At 66.5% G+C, this 18838-nt stretch carries 18 protein-coding genes and 1 tRNA gene; 13 read left to right on the forward strand and 6 right to left on the reverse strand.

Annotated features, from left to right (window positions below; genetic code table 11):
• Positions 1 to 16: 16 nt before the first annotated feature.
• From iscU to ASD34_RS17950, 11 genes are all read left to right on the forward strand, one after another.
• Positions 17 to 436, forward strand: a complete 420-nt coding sequence (iscU, locus tag ASD34_RS17900; protein WP_056580057.1) for a Fe-S cluster assembly scaffold IscU — start codon at positions 17 to 19, stop codon at positions 434 to 436.
• A 1-nt stretch (position 437) separates the two neighbouring features.
• Positions 438 to 761 carry an iron-sulfur cluster assembly protein IscA gene (gene iscA, locus ASD34_RS17905; RefSeq protein WP_007828190.1) on the forward strand — a complete coding sequence of 108 codons (324 nt, stop codon included), beginning with the start codon at positions 438 to 440 and terminating at the stop codon, positions 759 to 761.
• Positions 762 to 913: 152 nt separating this feature from the next.
• Positions 914 to 1432, forward strand: coding sequence for a Fe-S protein assembly co-chaperone HscB (gene hscB, locus ASD34_RS17910; protein ID WP_056580058.1), 519 nt, complete (start codon positions 914 to 916; stop codon positions 1430 to 1432).
• A gap of 6 nt (positions 1433 to 1438) precedes the next feature.
• Complete coding sequence (hscA, locus tag ASD34_RS17915; protein WP_056580059.1) at positions 1439 to 3301, forward strand: Fe-S protein assembly chaperone HscA; 1863 nt, start codon at positions 1439 to 1441, stop codon at positions 3299 to 3301.
• A gap of 13 nt (positions 3302 to 3314) precedes the next feature.
• Positions 3315 to 3653 carry an ISC system 2Fe-2S type ferredoxin gene (fdx, locus tag ASD34_RS17920; protein WP_056580060.1) on the forward strand — a complete coding sequence of 113 codons (339 nt, stop codon included), beginning with the start codon at positions 3315 to 3317 and terminating at the stop codon, positions 3651 to 3653.
• On the forward strand, positions 3653 to 4360 hold the full coding sequence (gene dnaQ / locus ASD34_RS17925) for a DNA polymerase III subunit epsilon (protein ID WP_056580061.1): 708 nt from the start codon (positions 3653 to 3655) through the stop codon (positions 4358 to 4360). The genes fdx and dnaQ overlap by 1 nt, the downstream gene beginning before the upstream one ends.
• A gap of 75 nt (positions 4361 to 4435) precedes the next feature.
• A tRNA-Val gene (locus tag ASD34_RS17930) sits at positions 4436 to 4510 on the forward strand.
• 154 nt (positions 4511 to 4664) lie between these two features.
• Positions 4665 to 4787, forward strand: coding sequence for a hypothetical protein (locus ASD34_RS17935; protein WP_056580062.1), 123 nt, complete (start codon positions 4665 to 4667; stop codon positions 4785 to 4787).
• A gap of 32 nt (positions 4788 to 4819) precedes the next feature.
• Positions 4820 to 5923: an NAD(P)/FAD-dependent oxidoreductase gene (locus ASD34_RS17940; RefSeq protein ID WP_056580063.1), complete on the forward strand. Its 1104-nt coding sequence runs from the start codon at positions 4820 to 4822 to the stop codon at positions 5921 to 5923.
• Positions 5924 to 6058: 135 nt separating this feature from the next.
• A complete protein-coding gene (locus tag ASD34_RS17945; protein ID WP_056580064.1) occupies positions 6059 to 6355 on the forward strand; it encodes a glycine zipper domain-containing protein in 297 nt (98 codons plus the stop codon).
• 84 nt (positions 6356 to 6439) lie between these two features.
• A complete protein-coding gene (locus ASD34_RS17950) occupies positions 6440 to 7147 on the forward strand; it encodes a phage holin family protein (RefSeq protein ID WP_056580065.1) in 708 nt (235 codons plus the stop codon).
• Positions 7148 to 7166: 19 nt separating this feature from the next.
• On the opposite strand, the gene ASD34_RS17955 is transcribed toward ASD34_RS17950, so the two are convergent.
• Positions 7167 to 8246, reverse strand: coding sequence for a quinone-dependent dihydroorotate dehydrogenase (locus ASD34_RS17955; protein WP_056580066.1), 1080 nt, complete (start codon positions 8244 to 8246; stop codon positions 7167 to 7169).
• A 40-nt stretch (positions 8247 to 8286) separates the two neighbouring features.
• On the opposite strand from ASD34_RS17955, the gene rpiA reads away from it, so the two are divergent.
• Entirely contained in the window at positions 8287 to 8991 is a 705-nt protein-coding gene (gene rpiA / locus ASD34_RS17960) for a ribose-5-phosphate isomerase RpiA (protein ID WP_056580067.1), read from the forward strand.
• Between the two features lie 41 nt (positions 8992 to 9032).
• Here rpiA and ASD34_RS17965 read toward each other — a convergent pair whose 3' ends face one another.
• From ASD34_RS17965 to ASD34_RS17985, 5 genes are all read right to left on the reverse strand, one after another.
• The gene (locus ASD34_RS17965; RefSeq protein WP_235510107.1) at positions 9033 to 9662 is read right to left on the reverse strand and encodes a glutaredoxin family protein; all 630 of its coding nucleotides are present in this window, start codon (positions 9660 to 9662) and stop codon (positions 9033 to 9035) included.
• Positions 9663 to 9721: 59 nt separating this feature from the next.
• A complete protein-coding gene (locus ASD34_RS17970; RefSeq protein ID WP_056580069.1) occupies positions 9722 to 11779 on the reverse strand; it encodes a M3 family metallopeptidase in 2058 nt (685 codons plus the stop codon).
• Between the two features lie 8 nt (positions 11780 to 11787).
• Entirely contained in the window at positions 11788 to 12639 is an 852-nt protein-coding gene (gene folD, locus ASD34_RS17975) for a bifunctional methylenetetrahydrofolate dehydrogenase/methenyltetrahydrofolate cyclohydrolase FolD (protein WP_056580070.1), read from the reverse strand.
• A gap of 80 nt (positions 12640 to 12719) precedes the next feature.
• On the reverse strand, positions 12720 to 13355 hold the full coding sequence (locus ASD34_RS17980) for a response regulator transcription factor (protein WP_056580071.1): 636 nt from the start codon (positions 13353 to 13355) through the stop codon (positions 12720 to 12722).
• Complete coding sequence (locus tag ASD34_RS17985; RefSeq protein WP_056580072.1) at positions 13352 to 15892, reverse strand: PAS domain S-box protein; 2541 nt, start codon at positions 15890 to 15892, stop codon at positions 13352 to 13354. The genes ASD34_RS17980 and ASD34_RS17985 overlap by 4 nt, the downstream gene beginning before the upstream one ends.
• A gap of 183 nt (positions 15893 to 16075) precedes the next feature.
• Here ASD34_RS17985 and aceE point away from each other — a divergent pair, with 183 nt between their 5' ends.
• A complete protein-coding gene (aceE, locus tag ASD34_RS17990) occupies positions 16076 to 18805 on the forward strand; it encodes a pyruvate dehydrogenase (acetyl-transferring), homodimeric type (RefSeq protein WP_056580073.1) in 2730 nt (909 codons plus the stop codon).
• Positions 18806 to 18838: the final 33 nt, after the last annotated feature.

Raw genomic sequence — 18838 nt, forward strand, 5'->3', positions numbered from 1 at the left:
GTTTGAGAGGTACACCATGGCATATTCTTCCAAGGTCATCGACCACTACGAAAATCCCCGCAACGTCGGCTCCTTCGAAAAGGGCGACGACTCGGTAGGCACCGGCATGGTCGGCGCACCGGCTTGCGGCGACGTGATGAAGCTGCAGATCAAGGTCAACCCCGAAACCGGCGTGATCGAAGACGCGCGCTTCAAGACCTACGGCTGCGGCTCGGCCATCGCTTCCTCGTCGCTCGTGACCGAATGGGTCAAGGGCAAGACGCTCGACGAAGCGGCGGCCCTCAAGAACGCGCAGATCGCCGAAGAACTGGCGCTACCGCCGGTCAAGATCCACTGCTCGATCCTCGCGGAAGACGCCATCAAGGCGGCCGTGAGCGACTACAAGGCGAAGCACGGCGTGAAGACCGAGTCGAGCGCCGAAGCTGCTGTTCACTGAGATGGCCGTCACGCTGACCGAAGCCGCTGCGCGCCACGTCACCCGCTACCTCGGTAAACGGGGCAAGGGCGTGGGCGTGCGGCTGGGCGTGAAGACCACCGGCTGCTCGGGCCTGGCCTACAAGCTCGAGTACGTCGACGAGTTCACGCCGGAAGACGTGGTGTTCGAAGACCATGGCGTGAAGGTGCTGGTCGACCCGAAGAGCCTGGCCTACATCGACGGCACGCAGCTGGACTTCGTGCGCGAAGGCCTGAACGAGGGCTTCAAGTTCATCAACCCGAACGAACGCGACCGCTGCGGCTGCGGCGAGAGTTTTCGCATCTGATGCGTCGTCGCTGACCGCGACCACAGCCGCCACCATGTCATGTGCTGGCGGTTTTTTCTTGATCCTATGAGCTCCCACGTTCGGCACTTTGTGTCTTCAGTGCCCCCCGAGGGGGCGCAGACCGCCTTTGGGGCGGCCCGGCAGGCAGTCTGATGAACCTCAACGACACCGACTTCCAACTGTTCGCCGTCCCGGCGACCTTCGCGCAGGACCGCGCCGTGCTCGACGCGCGCTGGAAGGAACTGCAGCGCGAGGCGCACCCGGACCGTTTTGCCGCGCAGGGCGCCGCGGCGCAGCGCGTGGCCATGCAGTGGTCGGTGCGCATCAACGAGGCCTACCAGCGGCTCAAGGATCCGATCCGTCGCGCCAGCTATCTCTGCGAACTCAACGGTGCGCCGCTGAATGCGGAGAACAACACGGCGATGCCGGGTGCCTTTCTCATGCAGCAGATGGAATGGCGCGAAGCGCTCGACGACGCCCGCGACATCGCTGCCGTCGAACTGCTGCAGGCAGACGTCGAAACCACGCGCGCCCGCGCACTCTCGTCGCTCGACTGGCTGATCGACGAAAAGGGCGACTACCCCGGCGCCGTGCAGCAGGTGAGAGCCCTCATGTTCATTGAGCGCTTCGCACAAGACGTCGAAACCAAAATCGATCAGTTGGGACAATAGGCCCTTATGGCTCTTCTTCAGATTTCCGAACCCGGCCAGGCGCCCGACCCGCACCAGCGCCGCATCGCCGTGGGCATCGACCTGGGCACCACGCATTCGCTGGTGGCCTCGGTGCGCAATGGCGTGGCCGAATGCCTGCCCGACGACCAGGGCCGCGTGCTGCTGCCCTCGGCCGTGCGCTACCTCGACGGCGACCGTCGCCAGATCGGCTTTGATGCCGTGGCCGCGCGCGCGCAAGACCCCGCCAACACCATCACCTCGGTCAAGCGGCTCATGGGCCGCGGCCTGGCGGACATCGCGAACCGCGACGCCATGTCGTACCGCATTGGCGGTGACGACGGCGGCATGGTCAAGGTGCAGACCTCGGCGGGCGAGAAGTCGCCCGTCGAGATCAGCGCCGAGATCCTGGCCACGCTGCGCTACCGCGCCGAAGACACCTTCGACGACGAGCTCTACGGCGCCGTCATCACCGTGCCGGCCTACTTCGACGAAGGCCAGCGCCAGGCGACCAAGGACGCCGCGCAGCTCGCGGGCCTGAACGTGCTGCGCCTCATCAGCGAGCCGACCGCCGCCGCCATTGCCTACGGCCTGGACAACGCGAGCGAAGGCGTCTACGCGGTCTACGACCTGGGCGGCGGCACTTTCGACATCTCGATCCTGCGGCTCACGCAGGGCGTGTTCGAAGTGATCGCGACGGGTGGCGATTCGGCCCTGGGCGGCGACGACTACGACCACGCGATCGCCGACTTCGTGCGCGCGCAGACCGACCGCCAGGCCGCCAGCGACAACGACCGCGCCGCACTGCTCGTGGCGGCGCGTGCCGCGAAAGAAGCGCTGACCGATGCCGAGTCGGCGACCTTCCGTGCCGCGCTGACGGGTGGCGATGTCGAGTTCACGCTGACGCGCGCGCAATTCTTTGCCGCCACGCAGGCGCTCACCGACCGCACACTCGCCGCCGTGCGCAAGGCGCTGCGCGACGCAAAGCTCAAGCCCGAAGACCTGCAGGGCATCGTGCTCGTCGGTGGTTCCACGCGCATGCCGCAGATCCGCAGCGCCGTGGCCGCGCATTTCGGTCGCGAGCCGCTGATCAACCTGAACCCCGACGAAGTCGTCGCGCTCGGCGCCGCGATCCAGGCCAACCAGCTGGCCGGCAACAACGGTGCGGGTGAGCTGCTGCTGCTCGACGTGATCCCGCTGTCGCTCGGCATCGAGACGATGGGCGGCCTGGTCGAGCGCATCGTGCCGCGCAACCAGACCATTCCGACCGCGATGGCGCAGGACTTCACGACCTACCAGGACGGCCAGACCGCGCTGGCGTTGCACGTGGTGCAGGGCGAGCGCGACCTCGTGTCCGATTGCCGCAGCCTTGCGCGCTTCACGCTGCGCGGCATCCCGCCGATGGCGGCCGGCGCAGCGCGCATCCGGGTGACCTTCACCGTCGACGCCGACGGCCTGCTGAGCGTGAGCGCCAGGGAGCAGGGCAGCGGCGTCGAGGCCAGCGTGGCGGTCAAGCCTTCGTACGGCCTGTCGGACGACCAGATCGCGACCATGCTGCAGGAGAGCTTTTCCACCGCCCAGCAGGACATGCAGGCCCGCGCGCTGGTGGAATCGCGCGTCGATGCCGACCGCATGCTGCTGGCCACGCAGAGCGCGCTCGATGCCGACGGCGACCTGCTGAGTGCCGAAGAGCGTGCCGCCATCGACGCCTCGATGGCGCGGCTGCGCGATGTTGCCAGGAGCAGCAACGAAGCCGCCGTGATCGAAGCTGCCACCAAGGCGCTGGCCAACGACACCGAAGCCTTTGCCGCCCAGCGCATGAACGCGGGCATTGCACGCGCGCTCGCGGGCCGCAAGGTCGAATCCCTGTAGACAGAACAATTTCATGCCCACGATCAAGATCTATCCGCATCCCGAGTACTGCCCGCAAGGCGCCGAGATCACTGCGCCCGCCGGCACCTCGATCTGCGAGGCCTTGCTCGACAACGACATCAACATCGAGCACGCCTGCGAGATGAGCTGCGCCTGCACCACCTGCCACGTGATCGTGCGCGCGGGTCTCGATTCGTTGAACGAAGCCGAGGAAGGTGAAGAAGACCTGCTCGACCGTGCCTGGGGCCTCGAGCCGCAGTCGCGCCTGAGCTGCCAGACCATCCTGGCACAGGACAATGTGACGATCGAAATTCCGAAGTACACGATCAATCACGCCAAGGAAAACCACTGATGTCACGTCAGATCGTTCTCGATACCGAAACTACCGGCCTGTCCGCGGAGAACGGCGACCGCATCATTGAGCTCGGCTGCGTGGAGCTGTTCGCGCGCAAGCTCACCGGCAACGACCTGCACATCTACTTCAACCCGGAGCGCGAGAGCCATGAAGACGCGCTCAAGGTCCACGGCCTGACCACCGACTTCCTGCGCGACAAGCCGAAGTTCGCCACGCTGGCCAAGGACATCGTCGAGTACCTGCGCGATGCCGAGCTGATCATCCACAACGCGGCCTTCGACGTCGGCTTTCTCAACAAGGAATTCGAGCGCGCCGGCTTGCCGCCGCTCAAGACCTTCGTGGGTGAAGTGACCGACACGCTGGCGATGGCCAAGCTGGTCTATCCGGGCAAACGCAATTCGCTCGATGCACTGTGCGATCGCTTCGGGGTCGACCGCTCGAACCGCACCTTCCACGGCGCCAAGCTCGATGCGCAACTGCTCGCCGACGTCTACATCAATCTCACGCGCGGGCAGGACGCGCTGCTGATCGACGTGGCCTCGAACGAGCCCGCGCAAGGCATGGCGGTCGTGGCCGTCGACTTGAGCCAGTTCGAGCTGCCAGTGATTGCCGCGGCCGAGCATGAACTCGCCGCGCACGAAGCCGTGTTGTCGCAACTCGACAAATCGAGCGGTGGAAAAACGGTGTTCCGTCAAATTGCTTGAAAAGCTATGGCATAATCTGAGGCTTCGCACAACGCGATACATGTTCAAGACGCTGAACTCAAAAGCAGTGTCTCAGGGCGGTTAGCTCAGGGGTAGAGCACAGCATTCACACTGCTGGGGTCGGAGGTTCGAAGCCTCCACCGCCCACCAAATTCTGCAAAGAAGCAAAAAGCGATCTGGTTTCCCAGATCGCTTTTTTGTTTTTTGGGCTGTCGGTGCGCGCCGACGGCGCCTTGCGCCACGGGCTGCTTGCGGGCACCCGAAAACACCCTAGAACCAGGACATGGAACGAAGGAGTGCAGCCATGGCAACCCAGCCCGATCTTCCGTCTCCGATCACGCCCGACCTGCCCGTCGAACCCGACGAAGGGCCCGATCGCGCGCCCGACGAGCCCACCGATCCCGAGCCGCCGCCCAGCGCGAAGTAAGAGCGCCCCACGCGCCGCGCTAAGCTCGCGCGATGGATGAAATCGATTGCGCCGTCATCGGCGCTGGTGTGGTGGGTCTGGCCGTGGCGCGCGCATTGGCGCTCGCAGGCCGGGAGGTGCTGGTGCTGGAGTCCGAAGGGGCCATCGGCACGGGAACGAGTTCCCGCAACAGCGAGGTGATCCATGCGGGCATCTACTATCCGCAGGGCTCATTGAAGGCGACGCTGTGCGTGGAAGGGCGCGACGCACTCTACGGCTATGCGCAGGCGCGCGGCGTGCCGCACAGCCGCTGCGGCAAGCTCATCGTGGCAACCTCCGCCGAACAGGTGGGTCAGCTCGACGTGATCCGTGCCAAGGCGGCGGCCAACGGAGTCGGCGACCTGGTTTTGCTCACCGCGCAGCAAGCCCTCGCGATGGAGCCGCAACTGCACTGCGTCGCGGCCCTGCATTCGCCGAGCACGGGCATCATCGACAGCCATGCGCTGATGCTCAGCCTGCTCGGCGACCTCGAGAACGCGGGCGGCATGCTGGCGCTCAGGTCGCCCGTCGAACGCGCTGAATGCGGGGACGGCGCCATCGTGCTGATTGCCGCCGCTGGCACGGCCCTGCGCTGCCGCACGGTGGTCAATGCCGCGGGACTCGGTGCGCCTGCGTTGGCACGTCGCTTCGACGGGATGCCAGCGTCGGCGGTGCCACGCGCGTACTTCGCCAAGGGCAGTTACTTCACGCTCGCGGGCCGGGCGCCTTTCGGCGGGCTCATCTATCCCGTGCCGGAGCCGGGTGGGCTCGGCGTGCACCTGACGCTCGACCTCGGCGGGCAGGCCAAGTTCGGACCCGACGTGCAGTGGGTCCAGAGCGCCGACGATCTCGTGGTCGATCCGGCGCGCGGTGACCGCTTCTACGACGAGGTGCGCAGGTACTGGCCGGCGTTGCCCGACGGCGCGTTGATTCCCGGCTATGCGGGAATGCGTCCGAAGATCTCGGGACCGGACGAGCCCGCAGCCGATTTCGTGATCGCGGGGCCCGCGTCGCATGGTGTATCAGGACTGGTCCATCTCTTCGGCATCGAGTCCCCGGGCCTCACCAGTTGCCTGGCCATCGGACGGCATGTCGCGCAGCTGCTCGCCGACGCCTGATTGCAGGCGCTCGGCACAACTGAGCACATCTCTGTCGCGCATGAGGGGCTTTCGAGCCTGTAACATGACAGTACGCCATATGCTGGCGTGAAGCCGCCGGCGCGGTGCCGGTGTCATCACGGAGGAAAGATTCCAATGAGTGCATCCAACAATCTTGAAGCAGCAGCCGAAGACATCGCGAGCGACGTGCGCGGCGTGCTGGCCAGCAAGGACCTGGATTCGGTTCCCCACATCAAGGCGCTGCGCCAACGCATCGACACCAAGCTCGCCATCGCGCGCGAGCTGGCTTCCGAAAAGAGCAAGCTGGCCGCCAAGAAGGCGCGTCAGGCGGCCACCGCGACCAACACCTACGCCCATGACGAACCTTGGCAGGTTGCCGGTGCCGCTCTGGCCGTCGGCGTGCTGGTGGGCCTGTTGCTTGGCCGCCGCTGAACGTCACCGCACCGGCCTGAGCGCGCACCGCTGTCCGTTCGATCGCCGTTGCCACGCTGTGGCCGGTGAGGGCGGAGGCGGCGCATGAAACTGCTGTCCCTGTTCGGGCTCGATGCCCGCATCCGCCGTTTGCGCATCGCCGCGGCCGAAGGTGCGCTGGCGGCCGAGGACCGGGTGCAGTTGCTGCGCATGGCCTGGGAGGACGAGAAGCAGCGCCTGAAGCTGACCCTGGTCCTGATCGTCGCCGTGCTGGGGCTGACCACCGTTGCGGTGGCGCTGCTCTCGATGGCGGTGGTCGTGCACTACTGGGACACGCCGTACCGCGTCACCGCCGCCTGGGTGGTGGCCGGGGTCTGGGCGGTGCTGTGGCTGGCGGCCGCCATCAGCCTGATGCGCAGCCTGAGCAACGCCTCCGACAGCTTCGTTCCGACCTTTCAGGAGTTCGAGCGCGACTGGGCCTGGGTTCAGGATCGTTTCAACCTCGGCAAGGACCCGGAACTGGACGACGAGGCGCCGCGTGCGCCGCGCCCCGCCACGCGCGAAGAGCTGCTGGCCCGCATGGAGCGCCAGCGTGAACGCATCGCCACCTTGCAGGGCGGTCGCGACACGCAGCCGGCCTCCGGCGAGCCCGTCAACGAATCGCCTGCGGCCACGGCGTTGCGCGTTGCGCGCGAACACCCGGTGGCCGTCGGCGTCGCTGCTGCCGCGGCGGTGGCGGTGATCCGCCCGAAGCGGCTGCTGCGCTGGGCCACGGTCATTGCGCCCGTGCTCTGGCGCATGCGCCGAGGCTGAGCCGACAAGAAGAACCGGCTCAGGCCCTGCGGCGATCCTGCTGCAGTGCCTGAGCTGTTTCGCGGACCAGCCCGGGGCCGCGATAGATCAGGCCGGTGTAGATCTGCACCACGTCCGCGCCTGCGGCAATCTTGGCCTTGGCATCCGCCGCACTCAGGATGCCGCCCACCCCGATGATCGGAAAGTCCTTGCCCAGGGCTGCGCGCAGTTGCGCGATCACCCGGTTGCTGGCTTCGCGCACCGGCGCGCCCGAGAGGCCGCCGGCTTCCTGGGCGTGCGGCAGGCCCGCCACCGCATCGCGTGCGAGCGTGGTGTTGGTGGCGATCACGCCGTCCATGCCGTGGCGTTGCAGCGTGGCGGCAATCACCGCGACCTGTGCATCGTCGAGGTCGGGGGCGATCTTCACGAACAGCGGCGCGCGCTTGCCGTGGCGCTTGGCCAGTGCTTCGCGCCGCTCTGCGACGGCGCCCAGCAGAGCGTCAAGGGCTTCGTCGCTCTGCAGCGAACGCAGGTTGGCCGTGTTGGGGCTGGAGATGTTGATCGTCACGTAGTCCGCGTGCGGGTAGACACCGTCCAGGCAGGCCAGGTAGTCGTCCACTGCGCGCTCGATCGGCGTGGCGGCGTTCTTGCCGATGTTCAGGCCCAGCAGCATGGGCGACTTGCCGCCACCCGCCTGCTTGCGAAAGCGCGCCTTCTGCACATTGGCCAGGAACGCGTCAAGCCCTTCGTTGTTGAAGCCCAGGCGGTTGATCAGCGCATCGCGCTGCGGCAGGCGGAACATGCGCGGCTTCGGGTTGCCGGGCTGGCCCTTGGGCGTGACCGTGCCGACCTCGACGAAACCGAACCCCATGGCCGCGAAGGCGTCGATGCAGCGTGCGTTCTTGTCCAGCCCGGCGGCCAGGCCGACGCGGTTGGGGAAGCTCAGGCCCGCCAGCTGGATGGGGTCTTCGACGCGCGCTGCCGCGTAGGCGCAGGCCAGGGGCGTGTTCTGGGTGCGAGCCAGCCCGTCGAGGGTGATCTCATGGGCGTGCTCGGGATCGAAACCGAACAGAAAAGGGCGGGCCAGGCCATAGAGCGAAGAGGGCAGCAGCAGGGGCATCGGATAATTCTCGACTTCAATGAGCCAAGGATTCTCCGCGATGACCGCACCCACCTCCCCAACCCCTCTTTCCCAGGATGAACTCAAGGCCCAGGTCGGCCTTGCCGCGCTGGCCTACGTGGTCAAGGGCGAGATCGTCGGTGTGGGCACCGGCTCCACGGTCAACAAGTTCATCGACGCGCTGGCCACGATCAAGGACGAGATCAAGGGCGCTGTCTCCAGCTCGGTTGCGTCCACCGAGCGCCTGCGCGCGCTGGGCATCCCGGTGTTCGACAGCAACGAGGTGGAAGAACTGGCCGTGTACATCGACGGCGCCGACGAGATCGACCACCAGGGCTTCATGGTGAAGGGCGGCGGCGCGGCGCTCACGCGCGAGAAAATCGTCGCGGCGCAGTCCAAGCGCTTCGTCTGCATTGCCGATGCTTCCAAGCTGGTCGAGACGCTCGGCGCCTTTCCGCTGCCGGTGGAAGTGATCCCGATGGCGGCGCGGCGTGTGATGCGCCAGTTCGCCCGCCTGGGCGGTATCGCCCAGGTGCGCGAGAAAGACGGCCTGCCCCTGGTGACCGACAACGGCCAGCACATCGTCGACGTGACCGGTCTGCGGATCACCGACCCGCGCGCCTTCGAGTCCGAAGTGAGCCAGTGGCCCGGCGTGGTGACGGTAGGGGTCTTCGCCCACCAGAAGGCCGATGTGTGCCTGCTGGGCACGGCGTCGGGGGTGAAGACGATGCAGTTCGCCGGCTGAGCGGCGGCGATGCGAACGGGGGCCAAGGCCCCCGTCATTTTTTAGAACTTGATGCCGGCCGGGTTGTTCGGGCCCGGTGCGTTCGAGGGCGGTGCCGGCGCGGGGTTCGGCGGCTGCAAGGGCGTGTCGGTCGCACGGGGCGCCGCCGCCGCCGGTGCCTGCTGCGCGACGAGCGGGCGCGCAGCCGGCGGCCGATAGCCTGCGGGCAGGCTGTTGCTCTTGGGATAGCCGGCCGCGTCGAGGTAACGCGACCACTCCACATCCGAGAAGCCCTTGAGCTGCTGCGATCCGACGGTCAGCAGCGGCAGCGCGTTCTGTCCGCTCAGGCGCTGCAGGGCGTCGACGTCCTCGTTGCTCTTGATGGTGCGTTCCTCGAAGGGAATGCCGCGCGTGGTGAGCAGCGTGCGCGCCTCGTTGCAGGGGCCGCAGCTTTCGCCGCTGTACAGCGTGACGGGGTAGCGCTGTGCCACCTGTCGCAGTTCGTAGGGAAGCCCGCTGTTGGTCGGCGCGTTGACGCCGGCCGGCTGGGGCCCGCCCGTCGGCGCGTTGGTGACGACGGGGGGCTGGTCCGAGAACATGACCTTGCCGTTCTTGTCGACTTGGCGGTAGACCGCCTGCGCCAGCACGCTGGCCGTCGACAGCACGAGGACCAGGCCGATCAGGCCGCGCATCGGGAGTTTGTAAAAAGTCGGATACATATCTCCCGAGTATCGCAAGCTTCAGCGCCGTATCAAGCGGGCTGGGCCTGGGCCATGCCCTGATGTCGCAGCAGCGCATCAAGCTGCGGTTCGCGGCCCCGGAAGGCCTTGAACGAATCCATGGCGCTGCGGCTGCCGCCGGCCTCGAGGATGGCCTGGCGGTACTTGCGGCCGGTTTCGATGTTCGGCTCGCCGTCGGCGCCCACCGTTTCCTCGAAGGCCGCGTAGGCGTCGGCGCTCAGCACCTCGGCCCACTTGTAGCTGTAGTAGCCGGCCGCGTAGCCGCCCGAGAAGATGTGGCTGAAGGTGTTCGGCGTGCGACTGAAGGGCGGTGAGGGCATCACGGCCACTTCGGCGCGTACCTGGCCGAGCAGCGCCATCACGGCACCCGGGGTGGCGGCGGCGGCCTGGTGCTCGGTGTGCAGCAGCATGTCGAACAGCGAGAACTCGATCTGGCGCAGCGTCTGCAGCCCGCTCTGGAAGTTCTTGGCGGCGGTCATCTTGTCGAAGAGGGCGCGCGGCAGCGGCTCGCCGGTATCGACGTGGGCCGTCATGTGCGCGAGCACGTCCCACTCCCAGCAGAAGTTTTCCATGAACTGGCTCGGCAGCTCGACCGCGTCCCACTCGACGCCGCTGATGCCCGACACGTCGCGCTCGTTCACCTGCGTGAGCATGTGGTGCAGGCCGTGGCCGAACTCGTGGAAGAGGGTGGTCACGTCGTCGTGCGTGAGCAGCGGCGGCTTGCCGTCCACACCGCTGGCGAAGTTGCAGACCAATTGCGCGACCGGCGTCTGCAGCACGCCGTCGTCGGGGCGCAGCCAGCGGGCGCGCACGTCGTCCATCCAGGCGCCGCCGCGCTTGGCGGCGCGGGCGGAGGGGTCGAGGTAGAACTGACCGACCTTCTGGCCGGCGCGCTCGATGCGGTAGAACTCGACGCTCGGGTGCCAGGTGGGTGCGCTGTCGCGGTGGATCGACACTTCGAACAGCGTTTCGACGATCTTGAACAGGCCCGCCATCACCTTCGGCGCCGGGAAGTACTGCTTCACCTCCTGCTCGCTGAAGGCGTAGCGCGCTTCCTTGAGCTTCTCGCCGACGTAGGTCCAGTCCCAGGCCTGCGGGTCGACGAGGTTCAGTTGCTCGGCCGCGAAGGCGCGCAGGTCGGCCAGGTCGCGCTCGCCGTAGGGCTTGGCCTTGGCGGCGAGGTCGCGCAGGAACTTGACGACCTGCTTGGGCGATTCGGCCATCTTGGGCACGACCGAGAGCTCGCCGAAATTCTTGTAGCCCAGCAGCTTCGATTCTTCTTCGCGCAGCGCGAGGATCTCGGTGATGAGTGCGGTGTTGTCGAACTTCGGATCGCCGAGTTCGCTGGCGCGCGTGACGTAGGCGCGGTAGAGCGTTTCGCGCAGTGCACTGCTCTTGGCGAACTGCATCACCGGCAGGTAGCAGGGCATCTTGAGCGTGAGCTTGTAGCCTTGCTTGCCCTCGGCCTCGGCGGCAGCGCGCGCGGCGCTCACCACGTCTTCGGGCACGCCGTCGAGCTCACCCAGCTGCGCGTAGTGCGCGAAGGCGTCGGTGGCGTCGAGGGCGTTCTCGCTGAACTTCTGGCTCAGCTCGGCCTGGCGTTCCTGGATGTCGGCAAAGCGCTGCTTGGCCTCACCCTGCAGCTCGGCGCCGCCGAGCACGAAGTTGCGCACGGCATTCTTGTGCGCCTGGCGCTGCTCGGGATTCAGCGTGGCCGGATCGATGGCCTTGTACTTGGCGTACAGCCGCTCGTCGGAACCCAGGCGGGTCCAGAACGCGGTCACGCGCGGCATGGCCTCGTTGTAGGCGGCGCGCAGCTCGGGCGTGTCGGCCACGGCGTTGAGGTGGCCGACGGCGCCCCAGGCGCGGCTGAAGCGTTCGGAGGCCACGTCGAGCACCTTGGAGATCGCGAGCCAATCGGCCGGGAATTCGGGCGCCGTGACCGTCTGCAGCGCGGCCTCGGCATCGGCCAGCAGCGCGTCGACCGCGGGCGATACATGCTCGGGCCTGATGCGGTCGAACAGCGGGAGGTCGGTGAAGTCGAGGAGGGGGTTGTTCGTCATGGCCATGGAAGAAATTACTTGGCGGCGCGTTCGGCCGCTTCAAGGGTGTTGACGAGCAACATGGCGCGCGTCATCGGGCCGACGCCGCCGGGCACGGGGGTGATCCAGCCGGCCACTTCCTTCACGCCGTCGAAATCGACGTCGCCGGCCAGCTTGCCGTCGGCCTTGCGGTTCATGCCCACGTCGATGACGACGGCACCGGGCTTCACCATGTCGGCGGTCAGCAGGTCGAGCTTGCCCACGGCGGCGACGACCACGTCGGCCTGGCGCGTGAGGGCGCCCAGGTCTTGCGTGGCGCTGTGGCAAATGGTCACGGTGGCGCTCTTGGCGAGCAGCATCATGGCCATCGGCTTGCCGACGATGTTGCTGCGGCCGATGACCACCGCGTGCTTGCCGCGCAGGTCGTAGCCGATCGATTCGAGCATCTTCATGCAGCCGTGCGGCGTGCAGGGCCAGAAGCCCGGGGCGCCGGTCATCAGCGCGCCGGCGCTGGCGACGTGAAAGCCGTCGACGTCCTTGGCGGGCGAGATGGTCTCGATGACCTTCTGGCTGTCCATGTGCCTGGGCAGCGGCAACTGAACGAGGATGCCGTGCACCTTGGGGTCGTCGTTGAGGGCACGGATGCGCGCCAGCAGATCGGCCTCGCTCAGGTCGGCGGGGTAGGTCTCGAGCGTGGCCTGCAGGCCGGTCTCGGTGCTGTCGTTGACCTTGTGCTTCGTGTAGACCTGACTCGCCGGATCGCTGCCCACCAGGATGATGGACAGGGCCGGGTTCACGCCGCGGGCCTTCAGCGCCGCGGTGCGGCCGGACACCTCGGCGCGGATGGTTTTGGCGAGGGCGTTGCCATCGATCAGTTGGGCGGTCATCGGTTTTGATTTTCCAAGTAAAAACGCCCGCTTGCGCAGGCGTGGGGAAGGGGCGTGGCTATCGGCGGGATAGCGGCAGTTCAGGAGGCCTTGGCCGCGGGAGCCGCCTGCCCGAGCGCGATCTTGAGCAGATCGGCCACGGTGTTGGCGTTGAGCTTTTCCATGATGTTGGCGCGGTGCGCCTCCACCGTCTTGATGCTGATGCCCAGGTCGTCGGCGATCTGCTTGTTCAGGCGGCCGGCGACGATGCGCTCGAGCACCTGCGCCTCGCGGCCCGTGAGCTTGGACAGCAGCGCGTCGCGGCTGGCCGACTGCTGGTGCTGCGTGAAGGCGCCGCGTGCGTGTTCGAGCATGCGCTCGACCAGCGACACGAGTTCTTCGTCGTTGAAGGGCTTCTGGATGAAGTCCATCGCGCCCTTCTTCATGCTGTCGACCGCCATCGGCACATCGCCGTGGCCGGTGATGACCACGATCGGCAACGGAGAGCGCCGTTCGATCAGCCGATCCTGCAATTCGAGGCCGGTCATGCCGGCCATGCGGATATCGACGATCAGACAGGCGACTTCGCGCGGGTCGTATCGGGAGAGAAAGGATTCGGCGGATTCGAAACAGCGGACTCTGTAGTCCTTGCCTTCGAGCAGCCATTGCAGTGAATCGCGGACGGCTTCGTCGTCATCGACGACATAGACCGTGCCCTTCTTCGGAATCAAACTCATGCAGGTACCTTTGCCTCGTCGCTTGCTACGGAACTGATAGCGTCCAACACCGGAATCCAGAAGGAAAAACGGCATCCGATCACATCCGGGCCATTGTAGATGTTCTCCGCCTGCATCCGGCCGCGGTGCGACTCGACGATGGTGCGGCACAAATTGAGCCCGATGCCCATGCCCTCGGGCTTGGTGGAGAAGAAGGCCTCGTAGAGCCGGTCCATCACTTCTGGCGAGAGGCCCTTGCCCGTGTCCTGCACCGAGAACTCGATGGCGTTCTGCCCCTCGATGACCTTGGGCAGCACGCGCAGCTCGACGCTGCGGCGCGCCAGCGGGCGGTCGGCGATGTCGATGGATTCGGCCGCGTTCTTCAGCAGGTTGACCATCACCTGCTCGATGAGGATCGGGTCGACGCGCACCACCGGCAGCCGTGCGGCCACGTAGTGATTCAGGCGCACGTTGCGCCGGCGCAGCTCGATGCCCGCGAGTTCGACCGCCTCGCTCACCATGGTGGCGACGTCGGCTGGCGTGCGGTTGGGCTCGCTGCGCTTCACGAAGGAGCGGATGCGCTGGATGATCTGGCCCGCGCGCTGCGCCTGCTTCGAGGTTTTCTCGAGCGCGGCGAGCAGGGCGTCGTTGTCGATCGTCTGGCCCTTGATGCGCGACATCATCCCGTTGCAGTAGTTGGCGATGGCCGTGAGCGGCTGGTTGAGTTCGTGCGCCACGCTCGACGCCATTTCGCCCATCGTGATCAGGCGGCTCGCGGCCTGCGCCTTGTCGGCCTGTGCGGCCGCCTGCTCTTCGGCGTCGCGGCGCGGCGTGATGTCGGTGGCGATCACCAGCTGCGCCAGTCGGCCGTCGACCCAGGTCAGGTAGCGCGAGCGCACCTCGAGCCACTTGCCCAGGTGCGGCACGAAGATCTCGTTGTTCGCGGTCTGTGCGGCGGTCAGCGTGTCGATCGGCAGGCCGGCGTAGGGGTCGACGTCGTCCAGGCCCTCGTCGTGCGCGTTCGATGGCGGCACGCCGGCCTGCGCCACCATGCCCAGGTGGCCCACGGTATCGGAGCCGAACCACAGGCGGTACAGCTTGTTGGCGAACAGCAGCTCTTCGCTGCCGATGGGTGCGACCGACACGGCGGCGTCGAGCGCTTCGAGCACGGTGGTGAAGCGTTCGTACGAGGCGGACAGCTGTTCGCGGATGCGCGTGGGCTCGGTGATGTCGGTCATCGACGTCATCCAGCCGGTCTGGTGGCCGCGCGCATCGATCAGCGGCGACACGTACAGGCGCGCGTTGAACACGCTGCCGTTCTTGCGCTTCACGCGCACCTGGAAGCCGCCGGGCAGGGCGCGGCCGTGCAGTTCCTCTTCGAGGCGCTCGTTCATCACCTCGCGGTCGGATTCGAGCCAGTAGGGGAAGGGAGGCGTCTGGCCGACCAGTTCGTCTTCGCTCCAGCCCGTCATGGCGCAGAACGCGGCGTTCACGTAGGTGATGCGGCCTTGCAGGTCGAGCACGCGCATGCCGGTGAGCATGGAGTTTTCCATTGCGCGGCGGAAGTTGGTCTCGGCCACGAGCCGCTGCTGCGCCTGCAGGCGGCGGCGCGTGTGGCGCCAGGTGCCGATCAGCATCCAGCTGGTCATCACGCTGAGGGCGCATACGAGCCAGAAGAGGCCATTGCCCACCACGCCCTGCGAGGTGCGGTAGGCCTGCGCACGCAGCATCAGCGCATTGCCCACGGGCGACACCGGCACTTCGTATTCGTTGGTGGCTTCGGTCCAGGGCAGCAGGCGGGTGCCGCTGTTCTTCAGCGGCGTGGTGTTGCCGGCGATGACGTTGCCCTTGGCGTCGAGCAGTGAGACGGCGTAGCGCGCCTGCACCTCGGAGGGCATGCCGTAGCGCAGCAGGCCGTCGATGGAGAACTCGCCGAGCACCACGCCCGCGAACAGGCCCTGGTCGAACAGCGGAATATGCAGTTGCAGCATCGCGGCGGGCTCGCCGCCGGCCACGGGCTGCGAGTACACCGGCTGGCGCAGCTCTCGCGCCAAGGCGTAGTTGCTTTCGATGTCGCCGGGGCGCAGCACATCGCCGATGAGGTGCTGCTGCGCCGGATGCACGCTGGGCGCGGCGTAGCCGGCCTTGAAGCGGCGGCGGTCGTCGATCCAGCTGATGGTCTGCAACTCGGGGAACTGGCTCACCAGCGATTCGGCGCGGCTCGTGAACTCGACCGGGTCGATCTCGCGGTTGGAGGCATCGCGGGCGATCCGCATCAACTGCTCCTGCCGCTCCAGCAGGCGCAGGCGCATGCGCTGCTGGGCGTACTCGACATCGCGGCGCACCGACTCCTGCTCGCGCTCGACTTCTTCGGAGCGCAGGTACCAGAACGCCGACACGATGGCCGCCAGAAACAGCAGCACGGCCGCCATCGGCGCGAGCATCGCGACGGCGTCCTGCAGCACGGGCGTCTGCTTGCGCCACCACGTGCGCCACCAGGACAGCGGCGAGGCTTTGACGGCACTGCGGGCGACCGCGAGCGGGGAGGAAAGGGGCATGGGCGGAGTTTAGGGGATGGCCCCTCCTGGCGAAGAGGCTCTGCCTCGGACGTGCCTCTTGATATTTCATAATAAGAAATCAACAAGCACTATTTGAAATAGGGAAACTTCTATGCGAAACTCCGGCGCGCTCGGTGCCCAGCGCACTAAATTACAGCCACAGCCCTAAAAGGAGAGACAAGCATGTCGGCAAATCCCGAGAACCTGTTCGGCTCGGCCGCAAACGATGCGGACGCCCAGGAAACCCGCGAATGGATGGATGCGCTGTCTTCCGTCATCCAGAGCGAAGGGCCCAAGCGGGCGCACTTCCTCCTCGAACAACTGCTCGAGCATGCGCGTCAGAACAGCGTCGACATGCCGTTCTCGGCCAACACCGGCTACGTGAACACCATCGAGCCGGGCGTGGAAGCCCGCAGCCCCGGCAACCTCGAGATCGAACAACGCCTGCGCGCCTACATGCGCTGGAACGCCATGGCCATGGTGGTCAAGGCCAACCGCATCCACCCGCCCGAAGGCGGTGACCTGGGCGGCCACATCGGCTCCTTTGCCTCGCTGGCCAGCATGTTCGGCGCCGGCTTCAACCACTTCTGGCACGCCGAGAGCGAAAACCACGGCGGCGACCTGCTGTACATCCAGGGCCACGTCTCGCCCGGCATCTACGCCCGCGCCTACCTGGAAGGCCGCCTTTCCGAAGACCAGCTGCTCAACTTCCGCCAGGAAGTGGACGGCAAGGGCCTGTCGAGCTACCCGCACCCGAAGCTGATGCCCGAGTTCTGGCAGTTCCCCACGGTGTCGATGGGCCTGGGCCCGCTGATGGCGATCTACCAGGCGCGCTTCCTGAAGTACCTGCACGCCCGCGGCATCGCCAACACCGAAAACCGCAAGGTCTGGGTGTTCTGCGGCGACGGCGAAATGGACGAAGTCGAATCGCTCGGCGCCATCGGCCTGGCCGCGCGCGAGAACCTCGACAACCTGATCTTCGTCATCAACTGCAACCTGCAGCGCCTGGACGGCCCGGTGCGCGGCAACGGCAAGATCATCCAGGAGCTCGAAGGCGAGTTCCGCGGCGCCAACTGGAACGTCATCAAGCTGATCTGGGGCAAGGGCTGGGACGCCCTGCTCGAGAAGGACCATGACGGCGCGCTGCGCAAGATCATGATGGAGTGCAACGACGGCGACTACCAGTCGTTCAAGGCCAACGACGGCGCCTACGTGCGCAAGAACTTCTTCGGCCGCGACCCGCGCACGCTGAAGATGGTCGAGCACCTGACCGACGACGAGGTCTGGAACCTGCAGCGCGGCGGCCACGACTCGCAGAAGGTGTACGCCGCCTTCCACGCGGCCCAGAACCACAAGCGCCAGCCCACGGTGCTGCTCGTCAAGACCGTCAAGGGCTTCGGCATGGGCAAAATCGGCGAAGGCAAGAACACGGTCCACCAGACCAAGAAGCTCGGCGACGAAGACATCAAGGCCTTCCGCGACCGCTTCAACATCCCGATTCCCGACAGCCAGATCGCCGAGCTGCCGTTCTACAAGCCGGCCGACGACACGCCCGAAATGCGCTACCTGCACGAGCGCCGCAAGGCCCTCGGCGGTTACCTGCCGCACCGCCGCACCAAGGCCGACGAGAGCTTCACGGTGCCCTCGCTCGACACCTTCAAGGCGGTGATGGAGCCCACGGCCGAAGGCCGCGAGATCTCGACCACGCAAGCCTACGTGCGCTTCCTCACGCAGCTGCTGCGCGACAAGGCCCTGGGCCCGCGCGTCGTGCCCATCCTGGTGGACGAGGCCCGCACCTTCGGCATGGAAGGCCTGTTCCGCCAGATCGGCATCTACAACCCGCACGGTCAGCAGTACACCCCGGTCGATAAAGACCAGGTCATGTATTACAAGGAAGACAAGGCCGGCCAGATCCTGCAGGAAGGCATCAATGAGGCCGGCGGCATGTCCAGCTGGATCGCAGCGGCCACGTCGTACAGCACGAACAACCGCATCATGGTGCCGTTCTACGTGTACTACTCGATGTTCGGCTTCCAGCGCATCGGCGACCTGGCCTGGGCGGCCGGCGACATGCAGGCCCGCGGCTTCCTGCTGGGCGGCACCTCGGGACGCACCACGCTGAACGGCGAAGGCCTGCAGCACGAAGACGGTCACAGCCACATCCTGGCCAACACCATCCCGAACTGCGTGAGCTACGACCCGACCTTCGCGCACGAAGTCGGCGTGATCCTGCACCACGGCTTGAAGCGCATGGTCGAGAAGCAGGACAACGTCTACTACTACCTGACACTGCTCAACGAGAACTACGCGATGCCCGGCCTGCAGCCCGGCACCGAAGAGCAGATCATCAAGGGCATGTACCTGTCCAAGCAGGGGCCGGTGGTCAAGCCCGCGAAGGGCGCCAAGGAAGCGCCGACCGTGCAACTGCTGGGCAGCGGCACCATCCTGCGCGAGAGCTTTGCCGCGCAGGAACTGCTCGAGAAAGAGTGGGGCGTGTCGGCTTCGGTGTGGAGCTGCCCGAGCTTCAACGAGCTGACCCGCGACGGCCAGGACGCCGACCGCTGGAACCTGCTGCACCCCGACCAGACGCCGCGCGTGCCCTTCGTGGCCGAGCAGCTCGGTGCCACCACCGGCCCGGTGGTCGCGTCGACCGACTACATGAAGGCCTACGCCGAGCAGATCCGTCCGTTCGTGCCGAAGGGCCGCAACTACAAGGTGCTGGGTACCGACGGTTTCGGACGCAGCGACTTCCGCGCCAAGCTGCGCGAGCACTTTGAAATCAATCGTCACTACATCGTGGTCGCTGCGCTCAAGGCACTGAGCGAAGATGGCACCGTGCCGGTGGCCAAGGTGGTGGAAGCGATCAAGAAGTACGGCATCAATGTCGACAAGGTCAACCCGCTCTACGCTTGAACATCAACAACCAACGAACGAACGGCGCCTCGC

It is taken from the genome of Variovorax sp. Root473 (assembly GCF_001426505.1).
Classification (GTDB): domain Bacteria; phylum Pseudomonadota; class Gammaproteobacteria; order Burkholderiales; family Burkholderiaceae_C; genus Variovorax.

Excerpts from the sequence above, each read along its gene's own strand:
- rpiA (WP_056580067.1), top strand. The coding sequence starts at position 8,287 with ATGACCGCACCCACCTCCCCAACCCCTCTTTCCCAGGATGAACTCAAG.
- dnaQ (WP_056580061.1), top strand. The coding sequence starts at position 3,653 with ATGTCACGTCAGATCGTTCTCGATACCGAAACTACCGGCCTGTCCGCG.
- fdx (WP_056580060.1), top strand. The coding sequence starts at position 3,315 with ATGCCCACGATCAAGATCTATCCGCATCCCGAGTACTGCCCGCAAGGC.
- hscA (WP_056580059.1), top strand. The coding sequence starts at position 1,439 with ATGGCTCTTCTTCAGATTTCCGAACCCGGCCAGGCGCCCGACCCGCAC.
- iscA (WP_007828190.1), top strand. The coding sequence starts at position 438 with ATGGCCGTCACGCTGACCGAAGCCGCTGCGCGCCACGTCACCCGCTAC.
- folD (WP_056580070.1), bottom strand. The coding sequence starts at position 12,639 with ATGACCGCCCAACTGATCGATGGCAACGCCCTCGCCAAAACCATCCGC.
- ASD34_RS17945 (WP_056580064.1), top strand. The coding sequence starts at position 6,059 with ATGAGTGCATCCAACAATCTTGAAGCAGCAGCCGAAGACATCGCGAGC.
- hscB (WP_056580058.1), top strand. The coding sequence starts at position 914 with ATGAACCTCAACGACACCGACTTCCAACTGTTCGCCGTCCCGGCGACC.
- ASD34_RS17955 (WP_056580066.1), bottom strand. The coding sequence starts at position 8,246 with ATGCCCCTGCTGCTGCCCTCTTCGCTCTATGGCCTGGCCCGCCCTTTT.
- ASD34_RS17935 (WP_056580062.1), top strand. The coding sequence starts at position 4,665 with ATGGCAACCCAGCCCGATCTTCCGTCTCCGATCACGCCCGACCTGCCC.
- ASD34_RS17985 (WP_056580072.1), bottom strand. The coding sequence starts at position 15,892 with ATGCCCCTTTCCTCCCCGCTCGCGGTCGCCCGCAGTGCCGTCAAAGCC.
- ASD34_RS17950 (WP_056580065.1), top strand. The coding sequence starts at position 6,440 with ATGAAACTGCTGTCCCTGTTCGGGCTCGATGCCCGCATCCGCCGTTTG.
- ASD34_RS17980 (WP_056580071.1), bottom strand. The coding sequence starts at position 13,355 with ATGAGTTTGATTCCGAAGAAGGGCACGGTCTATGTCGTCGATGACGAC.
- aceE (WP_056580073.1), top strand. The coding sequence starts at position 16,076 with ATGTCGGCAAATCCCGAGAACCTGTTCGGCTCGGCCGCAAACGATGCG.
- iscU (WP_056580057.1), top strand. The coding sequence starts at position 17 with ATGGCATATTCTTCCAAGGTCATCGACCACTACGAAAATCCCCGCAAC.
- ASD34_RS17940 (WP_056580063.1), top strand. The coding sequence starts at position 4,820 with ATGGATGAAATCGATTGCGCCGTCATCGGCGCTGGTGTGGTGGGTCTG.
- ASD34_RS17965 (WP_235510107.1), bottom strand. The coding sequence starts at position 9,662 with ATGCGCGGCCTGATCGGCCTGGTCCTCGTGCTGTCGACGGCCAGCGTG.
- ASD34_RS17970 (WP_056580069.1), bottom strand. The coding sequence starts at position 11,779 with ATGGCCATGACGAACAACCCCCTCCTCGACTTCACCGACCTCCCGCTG.